This is a genomic window from Mesorhizobium sp. M1329 (assembly GCF_040318035.1).
In the GTDB taxonomy this organism is placed as follows: Bacteria; Pseudomonadota; Alphaproteobacteria; order Rhizobiales; family Rhizobiaceae; genus Mesorhizobium.
Genome location: NZ_JAMYLN010000008.1, coordinates 148,210 through 173,600, shown reverse-complemented (window position 1 = coordinate 173,600; position 25,391 = coordinate 148,210). Strand labels below are relative to the sequence as shown.

At 59.0% G+C, this 25,391-nt stretch carries 27 protein-coding genes and 2 pseudogenes; 13 read left to right on the top strand and 16 right to left on the bottom strand.

Annotation, left to right across the window (positions count from 1 at the left end; genetic code table 11):
- Positions 1 to 12: 12 nt before the first annotated feature.
- The 9 genes from trbJ to NKH21_RS10830 form a co-directional block, all read right to left on the bottom strand.
- Positions 13 to 738 (bottom strand): P-type conjugative transfer protein TrbJ, encoded by a 726-nt coding sequence (gene trbJ, locus NKH21_RS10870; protein ID WP_352473678.1) that lies wholly within the window; start codon positions 736 to 738, stop codon positions 13 to 15.
- Positions 735 to 3,185 carry a conjugal transfer protein TrbE gene (trbE, locus tag NKH21_RS10865; protein WP_352473680.1) on the bottom strand — a complete coding sequence of 817 codons (2,451 nt, stop codon included), beginning with the start codon at positions 3,183 to 3,185 and terminating at the stop codon, positions 735 to 737. Before trbE ends, trbJ begins: the two co-directional genes overlap by 4 nt.
- Positions 3,179 to 3,451, bottom strand: a complete 273-nt coding sequence (locus tag NKH21_RS10860; RefSeq protein ID WP_023680309.1) for a VirB3 family type IV secretion system protein — start codon at positions 3,449 to 3,451, stop codon at positions 3,179 to 3,181. The genes trbE and NKH21_RS10860 overlap by 7 nt, the downstream gene beginning before the upstream one ends.
- Positions 3,451 to 3,759: a TrbC/VirB2 family type IV secretion system protein gene (locus NKH21_RS10855; protein ID WP_023680310.1), complete on the bottom strand. Its 309-nt coding sequence runs from the start codon at positions 3,757 to 3,759 to the stop codon at positions 3,451 to 3,453. Before NKH21_RS10855 ends, NKH21_RS10860 begins: the two co-directional genes overlap by 1 nt.
- A gap of 11 nt (positions 3,760 to 3,770) precedes the next feature.
- Complete coding sequence (trbB, locus tag NKH21_RS10850) at positions 3,771 to 4,739, bottom strand: P-type conjugative transfer ATPase TrbB (RefSeq protein WP_352473682.1); 969 nt, start codon at positions 4,737 to 4,739, stop codon at positions 3,771 to 3,773.
- The gene (locus NKH21_RS10845; protein ID WP_352458763.1) at positions 4,736 to 5,149 is read right to left on the bottom strand and encodes a CopG family transcriptional regulator; all 414 of its coding nucleotides are present in this window, start codon (positions 5,147 to 5,149) and stop codon (positions 4,736 to 4,738) included. The genes trbB and NKH21_RS10845 overlap by 4 nt, the downstream gene beginning before the upstream one ends.
- Before the next feature lie 120 nt (positions 5,150 to 5,269).
- Positions 5,270 to 7,297: a conjugal transfer protein TraG gene (locus tag NKH21_RS10840; RefSeq protein WP_352864841.1), complete on the bottom strand. Its 2,028-nt coding sequence runs from the start codon at positions 7,295 to 7,297 to the stop codon at positions 5,270 to 5,272.
- Positions 7,298 to 7,722: 425 nt separating this feature from the next.
- Positions 7,723 to 7,965, bottom strand: coding sequence for a GcrA family cell cycle regulator (locus NKH21_RS10835; RefSeq protein ID WP_352473685.1), 243 nt, complete (start codon positions 7,963 to 7,965; stop codon positions 7,723 to 7,725).
- Positions 7,966 to 8,277: 312 nt separating this feature from the next.
- The gene (locus NKH21_RS10830; protein WP_352467844.1) at positions 8,278 to 8,511 is read right to left on the bottom strand and encodes a hypothetical protein; all 234 of its coding nucleotides are present in this window, start codon (positions 8,509 to 8,511) and stop codon (positions 8,278 to 8,280) included.
- A 273-nt stretch (positions 8,512 to 8,784) separates the two neighbouring features.
- On the opposite strand from NKH21_RS10830, the gene NKH21_RS10825 reads away from it, so the two are divergent.
- The 7 genes from NKH21_RS10825 to NKH21_RS10795 all read left to right on the top strand — a co-directional run bounded on the left by NKH21_RS10825 (position 8,785) and on the right by NKH21_RS10795 (position 13,972).
- Positions 8,785 to 9,003: a KTSC domain-containing protein gene (locus tag NKH21_RS10825; protein ID WP_352864838.1), complete on the top strand. Its 219-nt coding sequence runs from the start codon at positions 8,785 to 8,787 to the stop codon at positions 9,001 to 9,003.
- A gap of 334 nt (positions 9,004 to 9,337) precedes the next feature.
- Positions 9,338 to 9,838 carry a hypothetical protein gene (locus NKH21_RS10820; protein ID WP_352864836.1) on the top strand — a complete coding sequence of 167 codons (501 nt, stop codon included), beginning with the start codon at positions 9,338 to 9,340 and terminating at the stop codon, positions 9,836 to 9,838.
- Between the two features lie 130 nt (positions 9,839 to 9,968).
- Positions 9,969 to 10,337: a hypothetical protein gene (locus tag NKH21_RS10815; protein WP_352771258.1), complete on the top strand. Its 369-nt coding sequence runs from the start codon at positions 9,969 to 9,971 to the stop codon at positions 10,335 to 10,337.
- Between the two features lie 587 nt (positions 10,338 to 10,924).
- Positions 10,925 to 11,137, top strand: a complete 213-nt coding sequence (locus NKH21_RS10810; protein ID WP_352571680.1) for a hypothetical protein — start codon at positions 10,925 to 10,927, stop codon at positions 11,135 to 11,137.
- A 642-nt stretch (positions 11,138 to 11,779) separates the two neighbouring features.
- Positions 11,780 to 12,481, top strand: coding sequence for a Crp/Fnr family transcriptional regulator (locus NKH21_RS10805; RefSeq protein WP_352449750.1), 702 nt, complete (start codon positions 11,780 to 11,782; stop codon positions 12,479 to 12,481).
- A gap of 83 nt (positions 12,482 to 12,564) precedes the next feature.
- A complete protein-coding gene (locus NKH21_RS10800; RefSeq protein ID WP_352479079.1) occupies positions 12,565 to 12,810 on the top strand; it encodes a hypothetical protein in 246 nt (81 codons plus the stop codon).
- 523 nt (positions 12,811 to 13,333) lie between these two features.
- Entirely contained in the window at positions 13,334 to 13,972 is a 639-nt protein-coding gene (locus NKH21_RS10795; RefSeq protein ID WP_352864833.1) for a hypothetical protein, read from the top strand.
- A 21-nt stretch (positions 13,973 to 13,993) separates the two neighbouring features.
- On the opposite strand, the gene NKH21_RS10790 is transcribed toward NKH21_RS10795, so the two are convergent.
- The 5 genes and pseudogenes from NKH21_RS10790 to NKH21_RS10770 all read right to left on the bottom strand — a co-directional run bounded on the left by NKH21_RS10790 (position 13,994) and on the right by NKH21_RS10770 (position 17,405).
- A complete protein-coding gene (locus NKH21_RS10790; protein ID WP_352864831.1) occupies positions 13,994 to 15,655 on the bottom strand; it encodes a DNA polymerase/3'-5' exonuclease PolX in 1,662 nt (553 codons plus the stop codon).
- A 234-nt stretch (positions 15,656 to 15,889) separates the two neighbouring features.
- Positions 15,890 to 16,018, bottom strand: a pseudogene (locus NKH21_RS10785) (DUF982 domain-containing protein); the annotation flags it as partial.
- Positions 16,019 to 16,329: 311 nt separating this feature from the next.
- Positions 16,330 to 16,548: a hypothetical protein gene (locus tag NKH21_RS10780; protein ID WP_352864826.1), complete on the bottom strand. Its 219-nt coding sequence runs from the start codon at positions 16,546 to 16,548 to the stop codon at positions 16,330 to 16,332.
- Positions 16,549 to 16,822: 274 nt separating this feature from the next.
- Positions 16,823 to 17,050 (bottom strand): hypothetical protein, encoded by a 228-nt coding sequence (locus NKH21_RS10775; protein ID WP_352864823.1) that lies wholly within the window; start codon positions 17,048 to 17,050, stop codon positions 16,823 to 16,825.
- A 160-nt stretch (positions 17,051 to 17,210) separates the two neighbouring features.
- Positions 17,211 to 17,405, bottom strand: coding sequence for a hypothetical protein (locus NKH21_RS10770; protein ID WP_352864820.1), 195 nt, complete (start codon positions 17,403 to 17,405; stop codon positions 17,211 to 17,213).
- A gap of 618 nt (positions 17,406 to 18,023) precedes the next feature.
- Between NKH21_RS10770 and NKH21_RS10765 the strand changes: the two genes are divergently transcribed.
- Positions 18,024 to 18,356, top strand: a complete 333-nt coding sequence (locus NKH21_RS10765; RefSeq protein WP_352864817.1) for a hypothetical protein — start codon at positions 18,024 to 18,026, stop codon at positions 18,354 to 18,356.
- A 201-nt stretch (positions 18,357 to 18,557) separates the two neighbouring features.
- Here the strand turns inward: NKH21_RS10765 and NKH21_RS10760 are convergent.
- Positions 18,558 to 18,755 (bottom strand): annotated as a pseudogene (locus NKH21_RS10760) (transposase); the annotation flags it as partial.
- A gap of 75 nt (positions 18,756 to 18,830) precedes the next feature.
- Here NKH21_RS10760 and NKH21_RS10755 point away from each other — a divergent pair.
- The 4 genes from NKH21_RS10755 (at position 18,831) to NKH21_RS10745 (ending at position 23,806) form a co-directional block, all read left to right on the top strand.
- On the top strand, positions 18,831 to 19,082 hold the full coding sequence (locus NKH21_RS10755; protein WP_352449758.1) for a DUF6074 family protein: 252 nt from the start codon (positions 18,831 to 18,833) through the stop codon (positions 19,080 to 19,082).
- A gap of 428 nt (positions 19,083 to 19,510) precedes the next feature.
- Complete coding sequence (locus NKH21_RS32790) at positions 19,511 to 20,908, top strand: hypothetical protein (RefSeq protein WP_502911891.1); 1,398 nt, start codon at positions 19,511 to 19,513, stop codon at positions 20,906 to 20,908.
- Between the two features lie 420 nt (positions 20,909 to 21,328).
- The gene (locus NKH21_RS10750) at positions 21,329 to 22,117 is read left to right on the top strand and encodes a UPF0489 family protein (protein ID WP_352864814.1); all 789 of its coding nucleotides are present in this window, start codon (positions 21,329 to 21,331) and stop codon (positions 22,115 to 22,117) included.
- Positions 22,118 to 22,147: 30 nt separating this feature from the next.
- Positions 22,148 to 23,806: a hypothetical protein gene (locus tag NKH21_RS10745; protein ID WP_352864813.1), complete on the top strand. Its 1,659-nt coding sequence runs from the start codon at positions 22,148 to 22,150 to the stop codon at positions 23,804 to 23,806.
- Between the two features lie 190 nt (positions 23,807 to 23,996).
- Here NKH21_RS10745 and NKH21_RS10740 read toward each other — a convergent pair whose 3' ends face one another.
- The gene (locus NKH21_RS10740; RefSeq protein ID WP_352864811.1) at positions 23,997 to 24,629 is read right to left on the bottom strand and encodes a hypothetical protein; all 633 of its coding nucleotides are present in this window, start codon (positions 24,627 to 24,629) and stop codon (positions 23,997 to 23,999) included.
- Positions 24,630 to 24,767: 138 nt separating this feature from the next.
- Here NKH21_RS10740 and NKH21_RS10735 point away from each other — a divergent pair, with 138 nt between their 5' ends.
- Complete coding sequence (locus NKH21_RS10735) at positions 24,768 to 25,382, top strand: hypothetical protein (protein ID WP_352541509.1); 615 nt, start codon at positions 24,768 to 24,770, stop codon at positions 25,380 to 25,382.
- The last annotated feature ends 9 nt before the right edge of the window (positions 25,383 to 25,391 follow it).

Sequence of the window (25,391 nt, the reverse complement as noted above, 5' to 3'; positions counted from 1 at the left end):
GAAGACTGCTGATCAGTTGCCGGGATAGGCCGTACCGGTGCCCAGGAAACGCTTCGTCGTCTCGCGGGCGGCTTCCTCGGACTGCGCCTTGCGGGCAGCATCTTCGGCTTCAGCCCGGAACTGGGTCGCGAGCAGCGTCTGGATCTGCATCTGCTGCTTGGTCGAAAGCGCGATCAGCTGATTGGTGGCCTGGCTTGCCTCAAGGGCACCTGCCGCGCCCTGACTGCGGTTGACGAGATCGGTAAGCAGGTCGCCGTCGGCCCGCACGTTCTCCACGATCTGCGACTGCGCGCTCATGGTTTGGCGGAACGCCTGCATGGCGTTTTGCCAGCGCTCGCGCGCGGCGCTCGCCACATCGTTGACCTCGATTGTGGCGTCGTAGCTTTCCGGATATTGCACACGCCACTGGTTCTGAAGCTTGTCGAGATCGAAGCTCAGGCCGCTGGCCTGGGTCATCAGGCCGTCGATCCGTTGGAGCGAACCTGTGAGCTGGCCCACGGAAGAAAAATCCAGGCGCTGAAGGTGCCGCGCCATGTTCTGCAGCATCGTCGCCTGGTTCTGAAGCGACTGGATCTGGTTGTTTATCTGCTCCAGGGAACGTGCCGCTGTCAGCACGTTCTGCGCATAATTCGACGGATCGAACACGATCAGGGCGTGGGCCGGCTGGACGTAGTCGGCCATTGGTTTTGCGATCAGGGAAACGGTGATCAGGCTGGTGAGAAGGCGGCGCCGCATCATGACGATTGCTCCTTGTCTGGTTGAGGGAATTGCTGGAGAAGCTCGGCAGCCCAATCGAGGCCGCGCGCAATCAGAAACCGGGCGGCAAAGCCCTCCTGTCCGTGCTCTGACAGCACCTTGTCGATTAGGGTCTGCGTGGCCGGATCAGAGGCGCCGCAGAGCGCAAGAGCGATCGGGCCGAGCCCGAGCTCGAAGAGGCGGTTGCCGCGGCGCGACTGCAGATAATACTGGCGCTTCGGTGTGGCACGGGCGACCAATTCGATTTGCCGCTCGTTCAGGCCGAAGCACTCATAGGCTGCCCGCACCTGCGGTTCCACGGCACGGTCATTGGGAAGAAAAATGCGTTGTGGGCAGCTCTCGATGATTGCCGGCGCGATCGACGAGGCAGCGATGTCTGCAAGTGACTGCGTGGCGAAAATGACGGAGACGTTCTTCTTTCGCAGCACCTTCAGCCATTCGCGGATGCGGGCGGCAAAGAGAGGGTTGTCGAGATAGACCCACGCCTCGTCGAGCATCAGCAGCGTCGGCCGTCCGTCGAACCGCTCCTCGAGACGATGGAACAGATAGGTGAGCACCGGGAGCACAGCGCCTTGGCTGTGCATCAGCTCTTCGGTCTCGAAACACTGCACATCCGACAAAGCCAGCCGATCTTCATCGGCATCGAGCAGCCGGCCGAAGGGACCGTCGAGCGTGTAGGGCATCAACGCGGCCTTGAGCCCATTGGACTGAAGCAGAACCGACAGGCCCGTCAGCGTGCGTTCCTGCACCGGCGCAGTCGCAAGGCTGATGAGTGCCGACCAGATCGCCTCCTTTACCTCCGGCGTAACGCTGACATTCTCATGGGCAACGAGGCCGGCGATCCATTCCGCCGCCCAGCTGCGAGTAGTCTGGTCGCCGATATTGCTCAGTGGCTGGAAGGCAAGCGCACCATCCGCGCCCAGCGCGTGGTGTTCTCCGCCCATGGCCAGTGTTGCCGCACGAGCCGAATTGCCCTTGTCGAAGACATAGACCTGCGCCCCGGCATAGCGTCGAAACTGCAGAGCGACTAGCGCGAGCAGAACCGACTTGCCGGCACCGGTCGGCCCAACGACCAGCATGTGGCCGACATCGCCGACGTGGGTGGAAAGCCGAAACGGTGTCGACCCGTTGGTCTCTGCGAAGAGAAGCGGCGGGGATTCGGTCCCAGTCACGTTGGCGAGATGCTCGTTGTCCACCGGACCGGCCCACGCCGACGACAGCGGCATGACATGGGCAAGATTCAGCGTGTGAACGAGCGGCTGGCGAACGTTAGCGTAGACATGACCGGGCAACGAGCCGAGCCACGCCTCGACCGCGTTGATGCTTTCACGGATCGTGGTGAAGCCGAGCCCATTGACTATGCGCTCAACCGCTCGGAGCTCTTCCGCGGCGGCCTGCCGGTCCTGGTCCCATACCGTCACCGTTGTGGTGAGATAGCCGAAGCCGACGTGATCGCCGCCCAATGCCTGAAGGGCGGCATCCGCATCGAGCGCCTTGTTGTCGGCGTCACTATCGACGAGAGGGACGGGTTCGTTGGTCACGACCTCGCGCAGGATGGCTGCGACCGATTTGCGCTTGGCAAACCACTGACGGCGCAACCGGGTCAGTGTCTTTGTGGCTTCCGTCTTGTCGAGCGGGATGAAGCGCGTCATCCAGCGGTAGGCGAAATCCTGATGGTTGAGCGCGTCGAGGATCCCTGGCCGGGTGACGTTCGGGAAACCAAGAACGGTGAGGGTGCACAGATGCTGCTCACCCAGCATCGGCTCCAGGCCGCCGGTAAGCGGCGCGTCAACCAGAACACCGTCGAGATACATTGGCGTTTCCGGCATGGCGACCGGATGGCGGTAGGTCGAGATTGTGCCGTGCAGATAGGTTAGCGTCTCGGCATCATCGAGGGCGCGCACTTCCGGCATGAAGCCGGACAGCAAATCCAGGACGCGGTCGGTCTCGTCGCGAAACCACGCCAGCTCCTGGCGCCAGTCTCTAGCCCCTCCCGAGTGATGCGAGTCGACCAGTGCGCTTTCCGCCCGCGCCTGGCCATCTGGCGCCGGCATGAAGACCAAGGTCAGATGATAGCGACTCTCGAAGTGCGCGACCTTGCCCTCGAAGGCCGCGCGCCGTTCCTCATCGACCAGCCATGAGGCAGCATCGGGAAAAGCCGAGCTCGGATAGCCCAGCGCTTCAACGCGCTCGGCCTCGAAAAACAACCCCCATCCGGAGCCCAACCTTCGTAGCGCATTGTTGGCTCGTGCGCAGATGCCGACCAACTCGGCTTCGGTCGCGCTTTCAAGGTCGGGGCCACGGAACCGGAAGGTTCGCTGGAAGCTACCGTCTTTATTGAGCACGATGCCGGGCGCCACCAAAGCGGCCCAGGGCAGATGATCGGCCAGCCGATCGGCTTTGCCGCGATACTCCGAAAGGTTCAGCATGCAAGCCACCCTTTCAGGCGAAGATGACGGACAAGCACGCTGGCGAAGTCCGGATCGCGGCGAGCGGCAAAGACCGCGAGCGTGTGGCCGGCGATCCAGAGCGCCAGTCCGGCGATCCACTGCTGCAGGCCAAGTCCGATGGCGGCGGCCACCGTGCCGTTGAGGATCGCCACCGCTCGCGGCGCGCCGCCCAGCAGGATCGGCTCAGTCAATGCCCTGTGAACGGGGACTTCGAAACCCTCGATATGCTGCTCTCCGGTGGCCATCAGACGAGTGCCCCGCCGCCGAAGGAGAAGAAGGAGAGAAAGAAGCTCGATGCCGCGAAGGCGATCGACAGGCCGAAGACAATCTGGATCAGCCGGCGAAAACCGCCTGCCGTGTCGCCGAAAGCAAGGGTCAGGCCGGTGGTGATGATGATGATCACCGCGACGATCTTGGCGACCGGTCCCTGGACCGACTCAAGGATCTGCTGCAGCGGCTGTTCCCAAGGCATGCCGGAGCCCGCTGCGTGGGCCGGGACGGTGAGAAGAAACGCGAGCGCGGTGGACGAAAGGAAGCGAAGCTTCTTGAGCATGAGGTGACCTTTCAAAACTGCTGGAGTTGCGGAAGCGTGAGCGGGGTGAGGGCGTAATCACCGCTGCTGTCGAGACCGGTGACCTCAGCGATCGCGTCAATGCGGCGCGAGGATCCGCGCCCAGCGATGAAGACGATCAGATCTACCGCATCAGCGATGAGGCGGCGGGGAACGGTGACGACGGCTTCCTGGGCGAGCTGCTCGATACGGTAGAGAGCGGAGCGCGCCGAATTGGCGTGAACCGTCGCGATGCCGCCGGGATGCCCGGTGTTCCATGCCTTCAGCATGTCCAGGGCTTCCGCGCCCCTGACTTCGCCCACGATGATGCGGTCGGGTCTGAGCCGCAGGGTCGAGCGCACGAGATCGGCGAGCGTGACCGACCCCCGCCTCGTCCTCAAGGCAACGCAATCCTTCGCCGCGCATTGCAGTTCGCGCGTGTCCTCGATCAGGATCACCCGCTCGTCGCAATCGGCGGCTTGTGCCAGCAGCGCATTGGCAAGTGTTGTCTTGCCCGACGACGTGCCGCCGGCGACCAGGATGTTGCGCCGCTCGCGGACCGCCTTCTTCAGCGCATCGGCCTGCAGCGGCAGCATGACCCGGTCGGCGACATAGTCGGCCAACGTGTAGAGTTTCGCCGCAGCCTTTCGGATGGCGAAGCATGGCCCCAGCACGACAGGCGGCAGCAGACCCTCGAAGCGCTCGCCCGATGGCAATTCGGCGCTGACAATCGGATTGTCCGCATGCGCCTCGGCGCGCACGTGGGAGGCGACCAGGCGGATGATGCGTTCGGCCTCAGAAGGATGCATGTGCACGCCGGTGTCGACCCGGCCTTCACCCAACCGGTCGAGCCGCAGCGCACCGTCGGGATTGACCATCACCTCAATGACGGTCGGATCGGCAAGGGCTTCGGTGATCGCCGGACCCATGGCGGTGCGCAGCATGGCGCGGCGGCGATGGTCGGCTTCCGGATGAGAACTCATCCTTCCCCTCCCCTGCGATCGTCGGTGCCAAGTGACCGTTTCCCGGAAGCGATTTGGCGGCCGACCTGTTCGACGAATTTCTCGAAGCGCTCCTGGGCAATCGCTTGCGTGGCCTTGTCCGGCACCGGCGTGTGAGCATGAAGCGTGATCGAAAAGCGGATGAAGAGCGCCAGGCTCTCCAGGATCATCTCGACATCGCGCCTGACATGTCCGAGGTCACGGGAAAGACGGTCGAGCCTCTTGCCGTAGCGGTGGTCGAGTTCATTCTCCCCACGCCGCTCGATAAAGGCCTCGACCGCGTGCGCCACAATGGCCGATTTGGTGGTCGATGGATTGCGGCTGAGGTTCTCCAGCTTCTCGCTCAACTCGGGTCCAAGCAAAAACTGGTGACGAATGCGGTGGGGCTTCATGCTGCTTGTTCCCTCTGACCGGCGCTGATGCACCGGCGACGGGAACGAGCATCGTCGAGATCCTCGAAATCGCTTACGGCCGTTATCTACGCTGAGATGCGCCCGCGTATGGCGCGCCGTTCAGAAGCCGGGCACGATGTCCTTGTCGTCGCCCATTCCCTCATTGAGGCCGTACGCACGTGCTGCGGTGGAAATCCGATCCATGACGCGCTTGTCGGCGAGCGTCTCGCAGTCATCGTCTGCGGGCGTGAACAGATCGCCATGATCAGGCTCCTGGGCGACGAGGGTCCGTTCTTCGGGCAGGCCCGGATGGCGCTGCTGCTGGACACCTCCGTCTTCGATTGCCGCGCCGGCACTGTCGTCGTCGCCAGCAAGACGCCGATCCAGGCCGCGCACCTGTCCGCTCCAATCGTCCGGGCGCGACGTGGGCCGATCCGCGTAGGCACCGTCGCGCAGCACCGGCGAAGGCAGCACTCGCTCCGTGAAATTCGGATCCTGGTAATAACGCAACTTCTTGGCGCGAATCGGCGGCAATCCCGAAACCAGGATTAGTTCGTCAGCCTGCGGCAACTGCATCACCTCACCCGGCGTCAGCAGGGGGCGAGCGGTCTCTTGGCGGCTTACCATGACGTGGGACAACCAGGGCGCCAACCGATGGCCGGCATAGTTGCGCATCGATCTGAGTTCCGTCGCGGTACCGAGCGCGTCCGAGATGCGTTTGGCCGTGCGCTCGTCATTTGAGGAAAAGGCAATCCGCACATGGCAATTGTCGAGAATGGCGTTGTTCTCGCCATAGGCCTTGGAGATTTGGTTCAACGATTGCGCTATCAGATAAGCGCGGATGCCGTAGCCTGCCATGAAGGCGAGCGCAGTCTCGAAGAAGTCGAGCCGACCGAGCGCCGGAAATTCATCCAGCATCATCAGGAGCTGATGCTTGCGGCTCTTCTTTGGATCGCCCTCCAGGCGCTCGGTCAGCCGCCGGCCGATTTGATTGAGCACCAATCGCACCAGGGGCTTAGTGCGCGAGATATCCGACGGCGGCACGACAAGATACAGCGACATCGGTCGCTCGGCATCCACAAGGTCGGCAATGCGCCAGTCGCAGGCCGATGTTGCCGCGGCCACCGTTGGATCACGATAGAGCCCGAGAAACGACATGGCGGTCGAGAGAACGCCTGAGCGCTCGTTCTCTGACTTGTTCAGCACCTCACGAGCCGCCGAGGCCACGACCGGATGGACCTGGGGCTTGTCCACCGTGCCGAGGTGGTTTGTGGTCATCATCCGCTGCAGTGTCGCAGCGAATGAGCGTTGCGGGTCCGACAGGAAGGTGGCGACACGGGCCAGTGTCTTTTCCTCTTCGGCGTAGAGCACGTGCAAGATGGCGCCAACTAGGAGTGAATGACTGGTCTTCTCCCAATGGTTCCGCCGCTCCAGCGCGCCTTCCGGATCGACGAGAATGTCGGCGATATTCTGAACGTCGCGGACCTCATCTGGACCTTTGCGCACTTCCAGCAGCGGGTTGTACCGCGCCGATCTCGGATCGGTCGGATTGAACAAGAGACAGTGCGAGAACTTCGACCTCCAGCCAGAGGTCAGCTGCCAGTTCTCGCCTTTGATGTCGTGAATGACGGCCGAGCCGGTCCAGGAAAGAAGGGTTGGAACAACGAGTCCGACGCCCTTGCCCGAACGTGTCGGCGCAAAGGCCATGACGTGTTCTGGTCCGTCATGGCGCAGATAGCGATAATTCAGTCCGCCAAGGAAAACGCCGGCCGGCTGAAACAGCCCCGCCTTCTCGATTTCCAGCTTCATGGCCCATCGTGAGGACCCATAGGTGGTGACCAACCCCCGCTGCCGTGCGCGCCAGAGGGACCCAGCTATCGCGGCGGCACAGCCCAGGAACCCGCTGGCTCCGGCAAGTATGCCAGCCTTGTCGAAGACTTCAGGCGCATAGGCGTCAAATTGGAACCACCATTCGAACAGTTTCCACGGCTGGTAGATCGGCCAGCCGACTGTCACAAACCATGGCGCGCCCAGTGGCGGCTGATAGGAGAGCATGTGGGCGCACCATTGGGTTGCAGTCCACACGCCAAGAATGACAATTGCGAATACGACAGCGATCTGCCCAATCAGCAACTTCGTGGGTGTCAATGGCTTGCTCCGCTCTTCTGGCCAGACGGACCAAACATCGCGCCGAGCGATGAGAATTCGAACGGCCGCTACGTGCGACTAGGTGCGATGACAAGGTTGATAGGCATTGTTCAGCTGCGAACAGCGAAAATCCGCCGCAGCAACCGACCGGCGGTGCCAGGTACGCGGGTTGGTCGCAGAAGATGTTGGGGCTTCAGGCGCGGGCACATTGAAGATGTGCTGACAGACAAACCTTTGGAGCCGACACGTTTGTGCGAGTAGCGAGCTGAAGGGCTCGGCGAGAAGTCGTCGTTCTCAATCGGGCGACGGGGATACATCGGCGAAGACGGCATAAGGGAGGATGCGCCAGACCGAGCCGACGGCAAGGTCGTAGCCAAGGCCTTGGAGCGCATAGCGCCTGGCCGGGAGGCCGCCGCCAGTCAGGCTTACGCGGCGCGTCGTTGAGCGAGGTGAAGACCCGAACGGGCTCGACGAGGGTCCACGGCGGTCACAATGTTGTGGTGGTGATCGCAGTAGACGCGATCCGGCGAAGTTGGCCCAGCACAAAAACGATAACCGCCAGGTACAGAAGCGTCTTCGCTCACCGGGAAGCGGCACTGATAGAGGCCTAGCTGAATGAGGGGGACGTCTCTCGAAGTTGGTCTGATATTTTCAGGATTTTCAGGCATGATGGTTTCCTAGTTCGTAGCAATTACCAGCTGACGGCCGCAGTGCGACCCGTCGGGACGAGCTTCTCTCGTTTTGGAGGGCTATGGATCACCATATGGTGTTGGTAGCACCGTCAATGAAGCCCGACGCCCTGCTTCTGAAGCCAATAGTTTGCGACTTAAGGCCACACGCGCGAACGCATTGGCAATCTACCATCGTGTCCCCGAGGCACCCGGCCGCCGGGGTTTGTCGGCGGCGGGGTCGCACTGGCTTGTGGGCCCTAGGCCCACTCGCGGCGCTCGCACTCGATCTCGGTGCGGGTTTCCCGTGTCTCATCGCCCTGTCAGCGCCTTGCAAATGAGCGAAACCAAGCTGTCGCGCGCTCGCTCGTGGAGTGCGCCTTTCGGCCGCCATGCAAGGAAATCATCAACGCTCATCCAATCAGCCGGGTTTGTGTCGGCGTCTGGCTGGCTGAATTCCACATACAAATGCAGTTCGTCCGGCACGAAGACGACCCTCCATAATCCTTTGATGTCATTGGCAAGGTTGTAGGCGAGGACGGTCATGGCGGGGCACTCCTTTCGCCGTGGAGCGTGCCTATCTCACGGGAAAATTCCATCACCAGAAGTTAGTATTGACGCTCGCGCTTTCTCAGAAATCCAACGTCCGCATGATGCCGAAAGGTGCAGCCAGCTTTTTGTGTATCTCGATTCGGAACACGGGAGCGCCACGAAAGTTCGGTGCACGCAGCGAATCCTCCCCCTCCAGGTATTGCTGCAGATCGGTATCCCGATCGGCCCGCGCTCCCCGCAAGGCGCGGGCCTCGGGCTGTGGTGCTCATGCCGTCCACCTCGATACGCAAAACGGAATACGATCCTGACAGAAGAATCCTCTCTGTCTGGTTTGTGGCCAGCCGTAAACGGTACGAGTTTGAGGGGGTACCGCCGGAAACCTTTGCCGCGTTCCGGGCCGCGTTCGCCAAGGGCCGCTATTTCAACGACCACATCCGCAACAATTTCCGCTACCGTCTGGTTGCGAGCGATAGCGACCCGGGATGACCTGACCTGCCGGCGGGTCAGTCGTCCTATCGCTCCAACCGGCGGTTGGTGGACGCGTTGCCGCTGTGGCGCTTAGGGTTGGTTACGGTCCGCGCTCACCTGGCAAGCCCAACCCCCCGCATCCCCCCGCCTGGTGCAAAGCGTTTGATCGGTCCCGCCGTTCTGGCAGTGCGGCGGGACTTTTTTGCGGTCCAGGTGGAGCATCGGCGCGCCGGGAAGGCGCGGTGCACGCAGCACCTTTTCTCATCCAACGTCGCTGGCGCGCTGAAGGGTTTCAGGGTCGATCTGCCGCCGGAGCTCAACTGCTGGACTATTGCTCGACCGGAAGCGGCTCGTGCTGCGGCTCAGCGTGGTGGAAGACCTGTCCAAGATCGCGCGCGTCGAACGTTTGGCCGCAGACTGGGCAGCAGACAAAGTGCTTCGACTCGTCCTCGACTGGCCCGTCATGCGGCCTGCCCTCATAGCCTGTTGCGATGTTGTCTGTTCTAATCCGCGGCATCTGCAAGTGCCTTTCGTCGTTTTGGCGGCCGATACTTCTGCACCAAGACCGGACCTTCTCACGGTCGACCCTGACCAATGGCCCGAGGTCGATCGTCACAGTGTCCTGGTCGATCCGCGTGACCTCGCCTTTCAGGTCGATTTGCCGGCTTCGGTTCACCTTGGTGTGGTCGATGATGGATGTGGGAAGTCGTCACCTGGGATAGAGACGGCTTACGCAGTCCTCTGTTATCCGCCTTCGAACCGTGGCAGCAATCGCCACCTGGTCACCAATGCCCATTTCGCGAGCCTTGGATTGAGTCTGGAGCGGGCAGTGTCTTCTTCAAGAGGCCTCTAATATACGCCCGTCATCCTGAGGCTGACCTAGAACCAGAGTTACAAAAGTTGAACTTCATCGGGGAACACTGCTTCTGTCTGCCTGTTCGATTTGCCAGGCGCATCCCGCGCATTCAGACAGGAGAAAGAAGATGAAACGCATCCTTTTGGCTTCGGCCGTGCTGGCGGTGTCGGCCGGGCTTTCCGTTGCCCAGACGACCAGTGGAACTTCGAGCGGAACGTCGACGAGCGGAACCTCGATGACCGGCACCTCGACCACGACAACCATGCCCAGCACGACGGATCAGGGCACCGGCACGACGAGCAGCGGCACCAACATGTCCGGCGATCAAGGCACCGACACGACCACCACCAGCGGCACCACAAATTCGAACTCGGCCAGAGACTGCGCGCCCGGCCAGCAGACTGGCAGCGCTCAGCAAGCGGCGCCAGGTCAGCAGGACACCACAGCCAAGACCGCCGCGCCGGGCCAGGTGAAAAAGACCGACGAAGGTTGCTGATTGGCACATCGGCTCAGGTTGGAATCACCAGCGTGTGGCTGGCTGGTCTCCCCCGACCACCGGCTAAGATAAACTCGGCTGGCGAGCAAGTTGCCGCCAGCCGAGCATCAGTCCAGGAACGTTTGCGCTTGCTTGTGCTTTCAGTGGGGCACGCCTAGCTTCTGTTTGCTTTCGATCAGATAGCGTCGCTGGCGTCTTCGGACTACCGGTGAAGCAAGTCCGATGTGCGCCTATCGCGACCCCGCTTCACCTGCCGTCCAGCCGTTCGCGCATTCGCGATCGTCGCTCTCGGCAACAGGCGGCGCGCGCGGCCAGGACGTGTCGCATGTGCGCGCTGTCGAAGGAGGCGCCCAGCAACATTGCGCGTGAAGGCACGCGGGCATCCGATCGATCGTTAACCTTTCTCTGCAATGAGCGCCTTGTCGCCTCCGGCTCTTACGCATTATGGAGATCACATGTTGGTCCCGGCACCCGATGCCGGGAGCAGGTCTGCTTCGGAGTGTCGTGACAGAACTGGGCGACATGGTTGCGGTGGAGTAGGCGCCGTCGCCCTGGATGAACAACAACTGTCGCATGCGGTGCATACGTTGTCGAAGCTTTCGGTCGGCCGCGGCCGCATCGACGACGACCACAACGGCATCAAGTCGTTGCTGAAAGCCCGCAAGGTATCGTCAAGACATAGCGTGCCGGCGAAGATCCGCCCTCGCGACAGGGATTCGTCAGGCCGATCGGTCGGCAACGCGACCGGCCAGATGAGCGAGAGCTTACCCTCGGTGCTGGTCTCGACCCGGCTCGTATAGAGGCCTGAAGGGACATCTCCCAAACGATCATCGACGGTCGTCGATCACTGCCGACTACGAGTCGAGGTCGTATGGCTCGTGGCCTAGCTCGTTGTGATGAAGCGCCTCTGCCATACACCTGATGTCGAACGCTGGCCGCACGCCGGCCAGAGGACGAAATACTCCTCCTCCCGAAGTGGCGATGCATCGTGGTTTTGGGGGATGACGATGTCATTGTATTCGTCGGGCATTGGGTCCTCCGGCAACGCCGCCCGCCATGCTGGAACGCCTGCCGGCAGGATTTGTTTCAAAGTTACTGCGCTTAAGAAGAGGGCCGGAACGGGTGAAGCACAATGTCGGTAAGCGCAAGGCGACGGCGCCCGAAACTCATCACGTGAGCTGAACGACTGCTTTTGCCAACTCGATGCTCGAAACCTGCCGATCTGCTTAGGCCGGTTCCGGACATTCGTGACCGGCCTCATAAGTCATAAGAAGCGCCCACCACCTACGGGACTCAAGCCGACATTCCCCGAGCCTTTCGCCAGGCACGGACTCTTTGCCAACCGCACATTTGAAGCCTATGCTTCCCACATCGGCCGCCAGCGCGTCGGACGCAGCCGACAGTAAGAGGTACGTGCTCTTGCCCGCATGGGAGAGAGAGCCATGCCCCAATCCCTTCTTCGCAACCATGTATTGAAAACCCTCTCCTCGGAGGATTTCGCGCTTTTGAGGCCGTCACTGCATCACGTCGAACTCAACATCAAAGACCAGCTGGAAGTCTCTTATCAGCCGATCGAGCGTGTGTATTTTCCAGAGATGGGCATCGCGTCGGTGGTCGCTACGATGACCGGAGGGCGGCAAAGCGAGGTCGGCATCGTCGGCCACGACGGCATGACAGGAGTTGCCGTTATTCTCGGCCAGGATAAGTCGCCCAATGAAACCTATATCCAAGTCGCAGGTAATGGCTGGATCCTCCCGGTTGAAGCTCTTCGCTCTGCGATTGCGGAGAGCCAATCCCTTCGCGAGTCACTGCTTCGCTATGCCCACGCGTTCCTCATCCAGTCGTCCCGGACGGCACTGGTCAACGGCCACTCCAAAATCGAGGAGCGCTTGGCCCGCTGGTTGCTGATGGTCCAAGACCGCGTCGAAGGAAATAAGATCTACCTGACGCATGAATTCCTGGCGACAATGCTTGGTGCCCAGCGCCCCGGCGTTACCACGGCCCTCCAAATGCTTGAATATCGGGGGCTGGTTCACGCCAAGCGCGGCGAGATCACGATTATCGACCGCGTTGGAATGATACGACTCACGCATGGTGCTTACGGGGAGGAGGAGCAAAGTCACTTCGGCCTAGCCTCCGCCTAACTGTCCTAAATCAGACAAACCCTTGCAAGCTACCGAATTCGTGCCGTAAATCGTGTGGGTCAGGGTTCAGGGAGGAATTCTCGATGACCACCACTTTTGACACAGTCACGGTTGAAAGAGCCGCCGAAGCCTATGTTCTCTCCAGAGGCAAGGCCCACTTCCTTTCGATAGCACAGGCAATCCGCGCCATCCGAACACTCATGCCCGCATGCAGGGCCACCGACCGCGAGCTGGAGGAGCTCTTGGCGGCAGCATCCATTATTCACGGTGTGCCAGTCGCGTTCGACTTAAAAACAGCCGTGGCCGCAGAACCACGGCTCCATTCATAGGGCCGGTGATGCCTGCGCTCGCGCAGACGCCTACCTTATCGGACGTTCGCCAAGCGATTGTCCGCCACCTGATCGACAACATCGGCAGCCCGAGCATTTCGATATCCGAGGTTAGCCACACCGTGAGGAGAATGCTTCCCTTTTGCGAACTCACGGACTGGCAACTTGGCGATCTCATTGCGCGAAGCGCGATCGATGCGGGATTCGCGATTGAATCCGACGGGGTGGGTCCCGAAAACGCATGTCGAGGCTCAATAGCGGAACAGCCGCTTTAGCCATGTGGCTCCCAATCACGGACGGTCAGGTTGTGGCCCACGTACAGCCGCCAGGCGGCAACGCGCCTGATATCGCACTTCGAGATCAACTCGGCCGCTTCCTGTTAGCCGAACTTGCAAGCGGCCCCGCTAACAATCGTGGTTGCGCCTTTAGGGCATCGTGGTTCAGACCGCTGGCGGATTAGAACTCATGTTGGCTTTGCGATCGGCTCATCGCTGCCGACAATCGGTGACCTATATAAAGAGGCATGTCCAAGCTCCGAAAAATCAATACAACAGCGAAGCTGATTGGAGAGTGGCCTTTAACGCCGGCTGCAACGTTTGGATCGTCCGTCAGAGCGAGGGGTATTTTTCTCGAAATACGCGCCCGCCTTCCCACGGAGTTCAGGAAACTGCTCCATATCGAGTCCCGCGTGCTTACCCTGCGCCTGTCTGAGGGCGCCGAGAATGATGTGCAGGTGGTATTCGGGATCGTATCCAAAGCACTGCAGAATGTCGAAGACCTGCCCGTAATCCCCCGTGAAATCGAGGACATTCTGACGATCTCGACGGCCGAACGGCACCGCTGGTTGAAAGATGGTCGCTTGCAGAGCGCTGGGACGAAAACCGTGAAACTCCGCGGGCGGGCAAGGAACATCACCTTTCACGTGTTCGACCCGCAGCACGTGGAGGATGTGCTTGACCGCGACCTGGTTACGGTCTGGCGCGAACAGGACGCAGCGACAGCTGCAGAGAATAGGCGGCGAGCCGCGGGGAAGGCCGCTATGAAACGTGCTCAAAGAAGCGGTCGCGGAACTGCAGCTTCAGCTGGCTATGGCCCCGATGAGAACTCGCACTCCAGTTTGCGCGGCTGGGAAGATTTTGAGAATGACGGACTCCTGCGCTGATAGGCCGGGCGCACAAGCAGGTTAGGACGTTTGCCTGCGCCGTGCGAGATGCGCAAGGAGGGCCGTCAAACGCATAGCGTTCAGGACCCGCTTCGCAGGGACACCGCCCTTGCGCGCCATCTCGACACCCCAATGCATGTGATCGAGCTCGCGGATCGAATGAGCGTCCGGATTGATGCTGAATATGCAGCCCTGATCGAGTGCCTTTTGATGCCAGCGCCAGTCGAGGTCGAGTCGCCAAGGATGTGCGTTGATTTCGACAGCGACGCCGTGTTTCGCACACGCTTTGAGGACTTTGTCGACGTCGAGATCATAACCGGGCCGGCGCAACAGCTGGCGACCAGTCATGTGCCCGATGATTGTCGTCCGAGGATTTCCGATCGCCTCAATGATACGCTCCGTCTGTTCCTTCTTTGGCAACTTGAAGCGGCTGTGCACGCTCGCGACGACGAAATCGAACTGCTCCAAGATATGATTCGGGTAATCGAGCGAGCCATCCGTCAGGATGTCCGCCTCGATGCCCTTCAGTATGCGAAATTTTCCATTGTATGCCTTGTTCAGCCGGTCAGCTTCGCGGTGCTGTTCAGCAATCTCCTGCAACGAAAGGCCGCCTGCGTAGTGAGCGGACTGCGAATGATCGGCGACACCATAGTATTCGAAACCGCGCTTGCGCGTGGCTTCAGCCATTGCCTCGAGCGTTTCGGTGCCATCGGATGCGGTCGTGTGAGAATGCAGGATGCCATGCAGATTTTCATCCCGAACGAGGGCGGGTAGCTTCTGCTTTGCCGCTCGCTCAATCTCGTCCCTGCCTTCGCGCAATTCAGGCTCGATAAACTGCAAGTCTAGAGCTTGGTAGATTTCTTCTTCTGTCGCTGACGCGATCAGCTTTCTCCCGCGATGAAGCCCGTCGGCGTTTAGGGTGAATCCCTTGTCGGCCGCGAACCTCTTCAGTTGCTCGAGGTGGTCTGCCGAACCGGTTGCTTCGAGCAGGCTCGCGCCAAAGTGCTTCCTGTCCGTGACAACAAGCCTGAGAGTCGTATCCTCGATTCCAGTCGATTTTCTGGCCTGCGCTACCAGGGCGAAGTCGGAAACGAGCTCGCAACCGCGTCGGAAGTCACCTGCAATTTCCACGCGCGAAAATTCTGGATGCTGTTGCTTTACCGATATGACCGCATGGTGGAGAAGAGCGGCGGCCTTGTGCAGGTGAAGTTGCGTTTCGCCGCTTCGCACGATGGCCAGGTTCTGCAGCAGCTTTGTCTGAAGCGCGGCGCCGAGGCCTTTGACTGGGCGGATGCGGTCTTCTCTTGCAGCGGCCTCGAGCTCCGCCAGCGAGTTCACGCCGAGCGCCTGATGAAGCTTCAGTATCTTATCGGGACGAAGCCCGGGTATGGCAAACAGCTCCAACACGCCCGCTGGGACATCCTCGCGCAGCTTCTCGAGGCTTGGGTGCGTGCCGGTTTGGTAAAGCTTGGTCACGATATCTGCGATCGCGTCACCGATCCCCGGGATCTTGGTGAGGGCGCCGGCGGCGATGATCCGATCAAGCGGCTGCGACAGCGCCGTCAGACTGTCTGCCGCGCGCAAGTATGCCTTTATGCGATAGGGATTGTCGCCGCGCATGGACGCCCGTTGCGCGTATTCCCTCAAAAGACTGGCGACGGTCCTCGGATCGCTTTTTGCCATAGCTTCAGCCCAACGAGGCCGATCTCCGCAGGTTCCAATCAGGCAAGACCATGAGCGCCGCGTTGTCCTTTAAATCCCGGCTTTACTGCCTCTTCCCGCGTCGGACGCTACAGATTGGGCAAGGATTGGTCAGCGCGACCCCGCCCCAGCGACTCAAGGATAGCGCGGAACTGAAAGGCAGCGGCCTAAGGCGGTGTTGATAATAGACACCTAGAAGCTTATGCCGCATCCAATTTAGCTAGTTATTATTGGGGGGAGTAATGTCCCCTCCTCTTTTGCAGCAGCCAGGAACGCCTTGCGAGCCTCCTCAGGTTCCATCTCGTCGAAAATCACGGCCATGCAAACACGCACCGCGAGGTCCCACCAAGCGCCACGCTTGGTCCCACTTCATCAGCTCCTCGCCGGCTGTCTCGGCGTTGTTGACATTGTGGATGATCCCGGGACGCTCGGTCTTGACCGGGACCGGAGGGTTGAACCAGTGGAGAGCCATACGTCACTCTTTGTCGGCCCGATCAAGTTTCTCCAGCAAATACCTTTGCTCAGCCGGGAGCTTCCGTTCTACAGGCAGATTTAGCAGCTTGCGACGGTAATTGCGGATTACCTCTGACTATTGAAAATGACGCAGGACTGCGCGCTTCCGTTGCGATGCCACAGTGACTGAAGTTGGCTGACAGCTACTCCTGGGCGTCGAAAGCCACGCAGAGGCCCATGGCAGTTGCTGCCTCGATGATTGCCTCGGTTAGTTCTTCGTCGGAGGCCACCAAATAAGGCGCAGCCTCCCGCGCTTCGCGTAGTGCCGCTTTGATCGAGACCGTATCGCGACGGTCCGCCCTGTTGAGGAGTACAGTAATTGCTTGCTCTAGAAGCGGACCGACCCTTTGCGCGACGCTCATCCAGCCCTCCCCAGGGACACGCCGAAGGGGAATCTACTCACTTCCTGACGGACATCAACGCCATGTACGAATCGTACAAATTGGCACGGTGCTAGGCCGCGACAGTCAGGAATCTTTGTAGAATTTCTGTGGTGGGAATCGGACACCAGCTCGCGAAGACCCTCATGCTCCTCCTCGATCCTATTGACGCGCCTCGAGCCGCCTTTCTCCCACAATCCCAGGTCGGTCTGTCCTGACGTACACCGCAGGCGAGAACCAATGGGTTGCCATGAGGCTATTCGCGAAGATCGAACCCGACGAACAGGCCAAAGGCTGGGGCAACATCGACAATAAACTCCACCAGCTCGCAGTCAGTTTCCGCCAGGTGTGGCCCGTCTCGGCGCACCGCTGCGATAGTCTCTTTGACGGAGATGATTTGGCCGCGACGGGCTTGTAGGATCAGCTCGTGAACAAGGTGTTTGGCAGTCACTTTGTCGGGTCGGCAGTTCGTCCAAACGTTCATACAAGGCCTCCCACCTCAGCGAGAACCCACGCGGAACATTCATGATCCTCTGTCGGGTAAAATCAAGAAGAAATGTTTGGCGGAATTTCTGAGCGGGAACCAGAGAAACAAGTACGGAGCGAGCCTCTGTACTCTTCCGCTTTGGCGCTCAGCCAGCCGGCTAGGGACCTTCTTCCGTCGGCCCCTGTTTGGCCCCATCAATAGCCGCAAGTAATGACTGTAGGGTTGGCGGCAGTTCTGGTTCGATCTCCAGATTTAAGAACGTTTGTACGTGATGACGATAGCCTTCGGAACGGATCAGTTTCCGAAACGCTTCGGAGACAGACTGATGGTCTGCTTTGTTGCTCGTTGTCATGTTCGGGAAGTCCGTCCCAATCAGCCGCAACTCGCTCGCGACGAATGGGTTCCATCAGGAGGTCGGAATATTTGGTAGAAATTTTTGAGCGGGAGATCGGATAACTGGCTCGCGCGAAGACCCCCCGTGCCCCCTTCGTTTGCCGCAGCATTAATCCTCGCTCTTTGAACTGAAATTCGTGTCTATCTAGCGTCGGCGTTGCACATCGTGAACGTTGAATGCTTCTGTCCAATGTTCGCTCACGCTGTGATGCCAACGGGTAGGCTCTTGCGGCAGGGTGCCGCAAGGCGAATGAAACGCCGGCCCAGTTCAACCCGCGCGACGTCCCTCAAAGCTGGGGGGATCGATCTTCATCAAGCGGTCTGCGGCCTCCACCGCAGTTCGTATCCTGCTGCACAGCGCGAGATTTTCGGCCAGCATTTCTTCAGTGCGTTGAAGCGCGAACCTCGGTCCGGTGGATGCGTTGCCTGGCGTTGGCAACTTCCGATGTCAGAACGTCGGCCACCATCCCGTGGCCATGGGGTTCCAGAGTGTCCATCGGCTTCTAATACATGGGGGGCGATATCGTTCCGTGATGTCGGGCGAAACGGCGGGCCGCAGAAAAGCGCGATGGGCCGAATGACCAATGCGCGCCCTGTCAAAACAGCGCCGGCAACAGGCGAACGGCTTCGGCCGCTCTACATCCCACGGGCAGAGGCGATCACGGTCCAGAGGGCCATTGATCTGTTCAGGTACGACTACAACCTAAGCGAAGACACACTCAGGCGGCTGGTGATCAAGCACCGTCTTCACAACCAGACAATGCCCGGTGCTCCGTGGAGAATAAACGCTCCCGGTTTGGCTATGGCGCTCGCCGGCGATGATGATGCGCTTGCGCGGTTGAGGCGGGACGATCGCGAGCATCCGGACGTAACTCGGTATTTCAAGCGGCTCGGCATCCCGCGACCCTGACCTGTTATCAAAAGTTATGGTCGCGGCGACTGTCTAGAGTAGACATTAAGTAGATGTCGCGGCCCGACAGGGCTCCACACAAGAGCGAACCGTTGCTGCCTTGCGCATCGCCCTCTAGGCCGCCGGCGTCGAGTTCATCCCGGAGAACGGCAGCCGCGCCGGCGTGAGGCTCCGCAAACCTTAGGCCGTAGACTCGTTACTGCGCAGCCACACACCTGCTTTTCGCCATCGGACGAAGCGGTTGCAACAGGTGGTGCGCGGGCCATAGCGCTGAGGCAGGTCGCGCCATGGAGCACCGGAGCGCAGCACCCAGAAGATGCCGTTCAGCACGCGCCGATCATCAACACGTGGCACACCTCTTGGCTTGTTGGGTAGACGCTCTATTCCATTGCTGACCATTGTCCAAAAGCGCTGTTAACCAAATTTTCTCACCCGCCAATGCTTATTCGCGCGACTGAAGGGGTGAGGTGATCGATGTGTGATTCAAACATAAGCGCGTTTCCGCTGCATCGGCGGCGGAAGTTGGTCGAAGGGATCGCCCGGGTCCTGGAATCCAAGAACGGGGAGGACGCGAACGCCTTCTGGCGCAACACCGCCAAGGCAATTCTCGTTCAACTGTCCGAATCAGGAATTGCACCCGGGGTCGCCGAACAGGAAGTTGGAACGCTTCTTCATGCTGTCTTGGGCGATATCGCCACCCGCAGTGCTGCGAAACTTGCACAATAGCATCGGCTCACGATGAAGGATTGCCGCATAGAGACGCCCCGGGGCTCCACAAGCGTAGCACCACTGCATCCGTCAAACGCAGGTTTCTCACTGCGGATGAAAAGATAGCCGCGTTCGTCGAAATCATGCGCGCGAATGTGCTCTCGGGCGAGATACGGTTCCGCCTCGCCTGTCCGGCGGTCATCGACCAAATCGAGGTAGGCGATGCGGAAACCCGCATTCATGGAAGGCCGACGGACCTTTTCCACGAGCTGAACCCGCAAAACCAATGAGCCACCGTTGAGTTCCACACTGCAAATTATGCGACTTTTTCATTTCAGCACAAATAGTGAACCGTGATGTCGCGCGATAGGGGCCACGGCAATAGAATAAATTGACGAGCATTGCTGCTATAAGCTTGAGGACAATATAGTTTATTGGGGGGAATCATGCTCAGGGCTTGCATCAATCGCGTGCAACACGCCGTCGGACACGGCGGATTTCATACAGGCCACATTCAGGTCTTCGAGCCCCTGGCGACCGGCACAGTGTCCGTCGGCTACACGGAGATCGAGAGCTCGCGCTACGTTTATGATTGCGGGTCCGAGCAAAGCAAGGCGTTCAAAAGCGCATTGAACGCGCACCGACTGAGTTGCGGCGGACGCACAGACATTTTGTTCGTGTCCCATCTCCATTCGGATCACATCAACGGCATCGAACGCTTGCAGGCCATGGCACCAGCAGAGACAGTGGTCGTACCGTATCTCGATGCCATCGAGCGATTGATCTTTATTCTGGCCGACACGGAGTCCGGCGCCCTTTCAACCTCGGCACGCGAATATTTCGCCAATCCAGCGAGGTGGTGGCTGAACCGCGGTGCGAGATATCTCATCTTTCTCGAGGCGGATGACGGTGATGCTCCACGGCCGGGCGGACCGATGGAGCCAGATAGTCCAATCGATGACGACGAGCGCGACGATCGGCGAGAGCCGGCGACATGGCCGGAAAAGAAAAATCCTGGTGCCCGGCTTGCCCATCACCTCCGCAAGCCAAGAGCAACGGTGCCGGAGGGTTTGACACCTGCGGACGAAGCGAAGCGAGATGCGGTCGAGGGCGCCATTCTTGCGGGAGCGGGCTCTTTGATGCGGCTCGAATGGCGCTATCACGAACATGCGGGTTGGCAGGTGGGCGACTGGATCCTGCTTCCTTATGTGCATCCTGTCGACAAGGCCGTTCGCTCCCGGTTCCAGCGCGCGGTCATAAAGGCCCTCAGGATCAGGGGCCGCAATGAGGGAAAACTCGCTGCGAAGCTAATCGAATTTCTTGGCTCCCGCGAGAAGACCAAGGTGCTACTTGATCTCTACAGTGAGCACTTCGGACACGGTCACAACGCCTTATCGATGTCGCTCTATTCGGGACCATATTGCCGAAGCATAGGAATAGTCGATGATGAAAATCGGTGGCATCAATACGGATGGCGCTACGAGGACTTTCCCCATCACTACGTCGGTTTCGCTGAACCAGTGGGCTGGCTCGGAACAGGGGATTCAGCGCTGAAGCAAAAGCTGCGACGCGATCCCTGGCTGAATTTCTATCAGCCCTACTCCCCCAATCTCGGCGTATTGACGCTGCCACACCACGGCTCCGCCCATAATTTTCATGACGAAATCCTGGCATTTGAAGGCCTGAGGATTGCTCTGGCCACCACGATCGAGCGCCGGGAACGGGTCGCGGGGATGCGCGACACCCTGGCTGCCGTGGAAGCCCGAGGGATTCACGGCCATGTCGTCGACGACCGACGCACCAGCACGTACCAATTCTGGTGCGGCCGCATCATGGGGAGATGAGGTTGGAAATTCTGGTCGCTGGATAGTCACGAAGTCCGTGCTGATTGTCCGCTTCTACGAAGCGGACAACGAACTGATATCGGTCGTGCGAGCATCCGCCGCACTAACGCGACTGGACGTCTGCACAAACGAGAGGCCCGCTCGATGCTGCGGCGGATCAAGTTCGAGCCTATTGGCTTTCATCCTGTGGTGTATACATGGCCAAAACGAACTTTGATCCTCAGTCTGAGTGGAGATATTTAAGCAGGAGCCTTAGGAATTCCATGCAATCGTTTGGGGACCGCGAAGCCAAACGCACAGCGGGCACCAACTTAGCATGGTTCGAAACATGGGCGCCGAGATGGGTGAACAGGCCAAACGTAGAGATATCTCGTAACAGTAATGATTGCATTTATACTATTCCGTGAGAGGAACCGCATTTTGATCATTGCCGATATCGACCTCGACATATTCCTCTCTGAAGTTTCTTCCTTCGATCACCGACCTCGGGCGCCATCCTCTGTCCACCCTTGGAGCGAAGCCCAGGTCAGGCATTTCCTTGAAGAGCAGTGCCAACTGTCGCGTGATCGCACTTCCAAGCGTCCGAAGGGATATTTCATTGTCCATCATGATGAAGCGTTCCCCATATTCGAAGCACTATCGCGCAACGGCGCGACGCCGCTGACCGTAGCACATATCGACGCCCATTCCGACTTTGGAACGGGGTTCGGCGACCAGTCATGGATTGACATCGGCCAGCGGGTACTCGGTTTCGATCCTGAACGCCGCGTTAAAGCTATTCCACGAAGCGGACCAGAGCGCATCTCTCCCGCGAACTACCTGTCGTTTGCACTCGCTTGTCGCTGGATCGCGTCGCTCACCTATGTGCACCATGCACAGAGTGGCCATGATCTGATGCCCTTTTTTTTTCGGAGTTTTGATACCGAATGCGAGATGGTGGAGTTGCGACACATCCCGCATGGCCTCTTCGATGCCGTGACCGCAGGCTCAAAGGACAAGCTTATTGCGCTACCGCATGTGCTTGAGCCACCGATCCTCTTTCGCAAAGTCGCGGTGGAAGACTATCGCGCCCTAGCCCCATTCGATTACGTCATACTATGCCAGTCTCCTGGCTACACCCCGACCGAGGCGGATGCTCTAATCCCGATCTTTGAAGAGTACGTCGACTTCGAAGTCAGATTCCATGAGACAATCGGGAAACAGACCTAAAGTGCGGGGAGAGCACAAGGAAATGACAACGTGACACTCGACGGGTTTTTAGGCCTTATTGCCCTCTTCATCGCCTTCTACGCGATCGTATCACCGGTTACACGTCTGCGTGTGCAGTTACATCTTGCGATACAGATGCCGTTGGCATTTCTATCGGTCACGCTTGTTCTCTACTTCGAATTCTTCTCTCTGTTGGGGCAGCCTTGCTGGCCAGCCAGCAAACAGCTCTGCTATTGGCTCACCTTCCCGGCCGACAACAGCTTTACCCCTCAGCAAGCAGCCTTCCTCGTCGTGTTCGCCTGGATGAGCTTGGCTCTGACGCTCAACCATCTCTTAAAGTCAGGACCTCGCGCATTGCCGACCATCGGCAAGATCGTTCAGACGCTATTATATGACCATCGGTTTGCCGAGTTGCTCGACTTTATCCGACCCCATCTGAGATTGATTGATGAAACGGCGCGACGGCAACGCCTGCTTCAGAAAGTCCACGATTGGCTGGCAAATGCGGACCGGTTCCGTCGTCAAAAATACCCGGCGATCGGACCAGTGGAAGAGGAAGTAGCGGCAGAGGCGAAATCTACCTTTGCGACCCGTGGCTACGAGGCGTTTCGGCGAAACATACGTTGGTTCGCGGTCTTTATTCCTGCCCAACGAAAGGTACAGGCAGGCGCGGAAAACATCGCTCGTATGCTGCTGCGGTCCGAGGAGTTCCGACGCTTCGTCGTAACGATGAGACCGGACATGGCAGCTGATCTGATGGCGATCAACCTACATCTCCGCTACGACTTTGCCGACAAAGTCTTTCGGGATCTGATCGCCGATAGTGGAAGCAGGCTCTATCAAGAAATCGAGCAGAACCAGAATCTCGCGGGAGATGGGGGCTATGTCATCCCCGAGCAGAACAAGCTGCTGCATTTTCTTTTTGACGATGCCAATGTCGCTCGCAGGCTCGGAGCCTGGAAACCGGTTGGCGACTACGTGATCAACAGCATTCGCGCCGGCGCTAAGAACGGCTACACTGAGTACCTCAACGACCGCTCGGACAATTTCGACGAGGAACGGTGGCGCGACAGTACTTTCGTCGGCATTCGCTATTTCGACATCATGGTTCATGCCGCCATGCGACAGGGCGTACCTGACCATATGTGGCTCTTCTATCTTCCGCTTTTCGTGAAGGAACTCGAAGAAGTTTACGATTCGTCCGGTCCGGAAATCGACACCACGGCCGAATTTCCGACTCGCAATGCCCGGCTGATCTATGAAGCCTTCCATGCCATGGGCAACTGGGTGCGGGCCATAGAATATCTGGACGCGGCATCGCCGCATGCGGCGATCGCCCCAATGGGAGAATTCTCGTCTTGTGCCATTCCAGTTGATGCAGGCGTCGTTCTGGGCAACGCCATGGTGACAGTGGTCCTGTCTCCTCGGATCGGCGACACATTCGCTGCCTACATACACGACTGTGTCCTGCACCATATCTCTGCACTTTCGCGGGATGGGCTAGAAGGACGCATGCGTGCCATTCTTATTCGAACGGTCGTGGCTGGCGGCAATCGAGGTCCAGACGCCAGATATGGCGAAAAGCTCAAAACCTTTCTGGCCATGACGGATCATGTCCTTCGCGGACAAATGCGGGATTATGTAGAGGCCGTCACGACCACATTTCCTGATCCAAGAACATCGGATTAGTTGTTTGGTCTTCACAGTCGGACGCTGGAGCCGCAAAAATGGTGACTCTTTCAAACTATGTTTTTCACAAGCGCCTTCCCACCCCAGTCGCCGCCGGTTTAGGGCCAATGGCGCTAGCGGCCCGCCATGGCGCGGACAATGATGCTGCATCGCAGCATACGAGGGCTTCACCCAACATCGAATGGCCCGTTCAGGATAGGAGATCGATATGATCCGCCTTCGGACGTTCCAGCTCCTGAATTTCAGACACTGTCAAGTGAGCGTCTCTTAGTATCCTCATCTCCTGAGCCGTGAATTCGCCAGCACGATAAGGATCGTATCCGGCCAAAAGTCGCGAACGAATAATCGCATTCTGCGCGATGGTCAAAGCGGGGAAGCGACGCACACCAACTCCAATGAGCTGGCCATTTCGGGTGGCTGAGTAGACTTCTCCGGTCTCGATCCATGTAATTGCGATATCCGGGATAAACGGGATATTTCTTTCGTCGCCTATTGATGGGGTTATGCATCTATAGTCCTTTCCATTACTCAGTACGCTGTGTAGAACAAAATTCAGACCTTGAACCCACCATCCCGTGACGGACTTAGCCTGCCGCGTTGGATCGTTCTTCTCGAACCAACGGGCATTGGCGTGGCATTCGTTCGATGGCATGCGCATATATTGTAACTCTTGATCAGAAAGGCGTTCGACGTGACGGAACTCTCGATCGAGCAATTCTGCAACCACGGCAGCTTCCCAGGGCGTTGGTGGAAAAGACCATTCATTAACTTGCGCCAACAAGTGCCCCCTAATCTCTTCTCGCCTTCTTCTAGCCTCGCCCATCTTGAGTCTCCAAAAAATGATACGAATCAATCTACCAGGTATCTCACCGTTCCAGTTGGCTGTGAGCAACCCTTGACACCCCTTCATGCGTTAGGCCGCGCTGACATCGAAATGGGCTTTGAACTCGGAGAAGCTTAAATGAGGAGGCAAACGGAACGTATATTCACCCATGAGGCGATGAATCGGCCGTTGTTCGAAGAACCAGGTGACCACATCCATCGCGAAGATCCATTCTCCGGTCCCCAAGGATTCATGGTGGGGGATGAGTTCATCCCGACCCGCTTTGAGATGGCGCAACAGTACTTTGACGCCGCACACATGCTTTTGGAAACGATAAAGCGTGGCGATTGGGAGGACTACAAACTGGTCAATCCGGCCCTTTACCTCTATCGCCATTCACTCGAATTGTTGGTGAAGGACATCACACGATCGTCGCGTAGGACGCACGATCTCTCGGAACTCGCCGGCGAACTTGAGGCAACGGTCATTGCCTCGTCTGGATTTTCGGCTCCGACTTGGATCATCAAGCGGCTTAAAGAGATTGCAGCAATAGACCCCACTTCCACTGCGTTTCGCTATGGGGAAAAATTTGACGTTGCCTCGAAGCAGGCGCTGCCGCCGGTACCTGAAGCTGTGTACGTAAGTGTCCCCCACCTTCAGCGTGCAATGCTCACGCTCAACTCGGCACTCCGAGGCGGTATTGCAGAAATCGCGAATGAGCACCCGGTATATTATTTCGACGGTGACGAATAATCGGGATTC

Coding starts and splice junctions, on each gene's coding strand:
- NKH21_RS10735 (WP_352541509.1), top strand. CDS start 24,768: ATGAGGAGGCAAACGGAACGTATATTCACCCATGAGGCGATGAATCGG.
- NKH21_RS10765 (WP_352864817.1), top strand. CDS start 18,024: ATGACCAATGCGCGCCCTGTCAAAACAGCGCCGGCAACAGGCGAACGG.
- NKH21_RS10815 (WP_352771258.1), top strand. CDS start 9,969: ATGAAACGCATCCTTTTGGCTTCGGCCGTGCTGGCGGTGTCGGCCGGG.
- NKH21_RS10775 (WP_352864823.1), bottom strand. CDS start 17,050: ATGAACGTTTGGACGAACTGCCGACCCGACAAAGTGACTGCCAAACAC.
- NKH21_RS10770 (WP_352864820.1), bottom strand. CDS start 17,405: ATGACAACGAGCAACAAAGCAGACCATCAGTCTGTCTCCGAAGCGTTT.
- trbB (WP_352473682.1), bottom strand. CDS start 4,739: ATGAGTTCTCATCCGGAAGCCGACCATCGCCGCCGCGCCATGCTGCGC.
- NKH21_RS10855 (WP_023680310.1), bottom strand. CDS start 3,759: ATGCTCAAGAAGCTTCGCTTCCTTTCGTCCACCGCGCTCGCGTTTCTT.
- NKH21_RS10790 (WP_352864831.1), bottom strand. CDS start 15,655: ATGGCAAAAAGCGATCCGAGGACCGTCGCCAGTCTTTTGAGGGAATAC.
- NKH21_RS10805 (WP_352449750.1), top strand. CDS start 11,780: ATGCCCCAATCCCTTCTTCGCAACCATGTATTGAAAACCCTCTCCTCG.
- NKH21_RS32790 (WP_502911891.1), top strand. CDS start 19,511: ATGCTCAGGGCTTGCATCAATCGCGTGCAACACGCCGTCGGACACGGC.
- NKH21_RS10740 (WP_352864811.1), bottom strand. CDS start 24,629: ATGGGCGAGGCTAGAAGAAGGCGAGAAGAGATTAGGGGGCACTTGTTG.
- trbE (WP_352473680.1), bottom strand. CDS start 3,185: ATGCTGAACCTTTCGGAGTATCGCGGCAAAGCCGATCGGCTGGCCGAT.
- NKH21_RS10835 (WP_352473685.1), bottom strand. CDS start 7,965: ATGCCTGAAAATCCTGAAAATATCAGACCAACTTCGAGAGACGTCCCC.
- trbJ (WP_352473678.1), bottom strand. CDS start 738: ATGATGCGGCGCCGCCTTCTCACCAGCCTGATCACCGTTTCCCTGATC.
- NKH21_RS10795 (WP_352864833.1), top strand. CDS start 13,334: ATGTCCAAGCTCCGAAAAATCAATACAACAGCGAAGCTGATTGGAGAG.
- NKH21_RS10755 (WP_352449758.1), top strand. CDS start 18,831: ATGTGTGATTCAAACATAAGCGCGTTTCCGCTGCATCGGCGGCGGAAG.
- NKH21_RS10830 (WP_352467844.1), bottom strand. CDS start 8,511: ATGACCGTCCTCGCCTACAACCTTGCCAATGACATCAAAGGATTATGG.
- NKH21_RS10825 (WP_352864838.1), top strand. CDS start 8,785: ATGCCGTCCACCTCGATACGCAAAACGGAATACGATCCTGACAGAAGA.
- NKH21_RS10860 (WP_023680309.1), bottom strand. CDS start 3,451: ATGGCCACCGGAGAGCAGCATATCGAGGGTTTCGAAGTCCCCGTTCAC.
- NKH21_RS10845 (WP_352458763.1), bottom strand. CDS start 5,149: ATGAAGCCCCACCGCATTCGTCACCAGTTTTTGCTTGGACCCGAGTTG.
- NKH21_RS10780 (WP_352864826.1), bottom strand. CDS start 16,548: ATGAGCGTCGCGCAAAGGGTCGGTCCGCTTCTAGAGCAAGCAATTACT.
- NKH21_RS10800 (WP_352479079.1), top strand. CDS start 12,565: ATGACCACCACTTTTGACACAGTCACGGTTGAAAGAGCCGCCGAAGCC.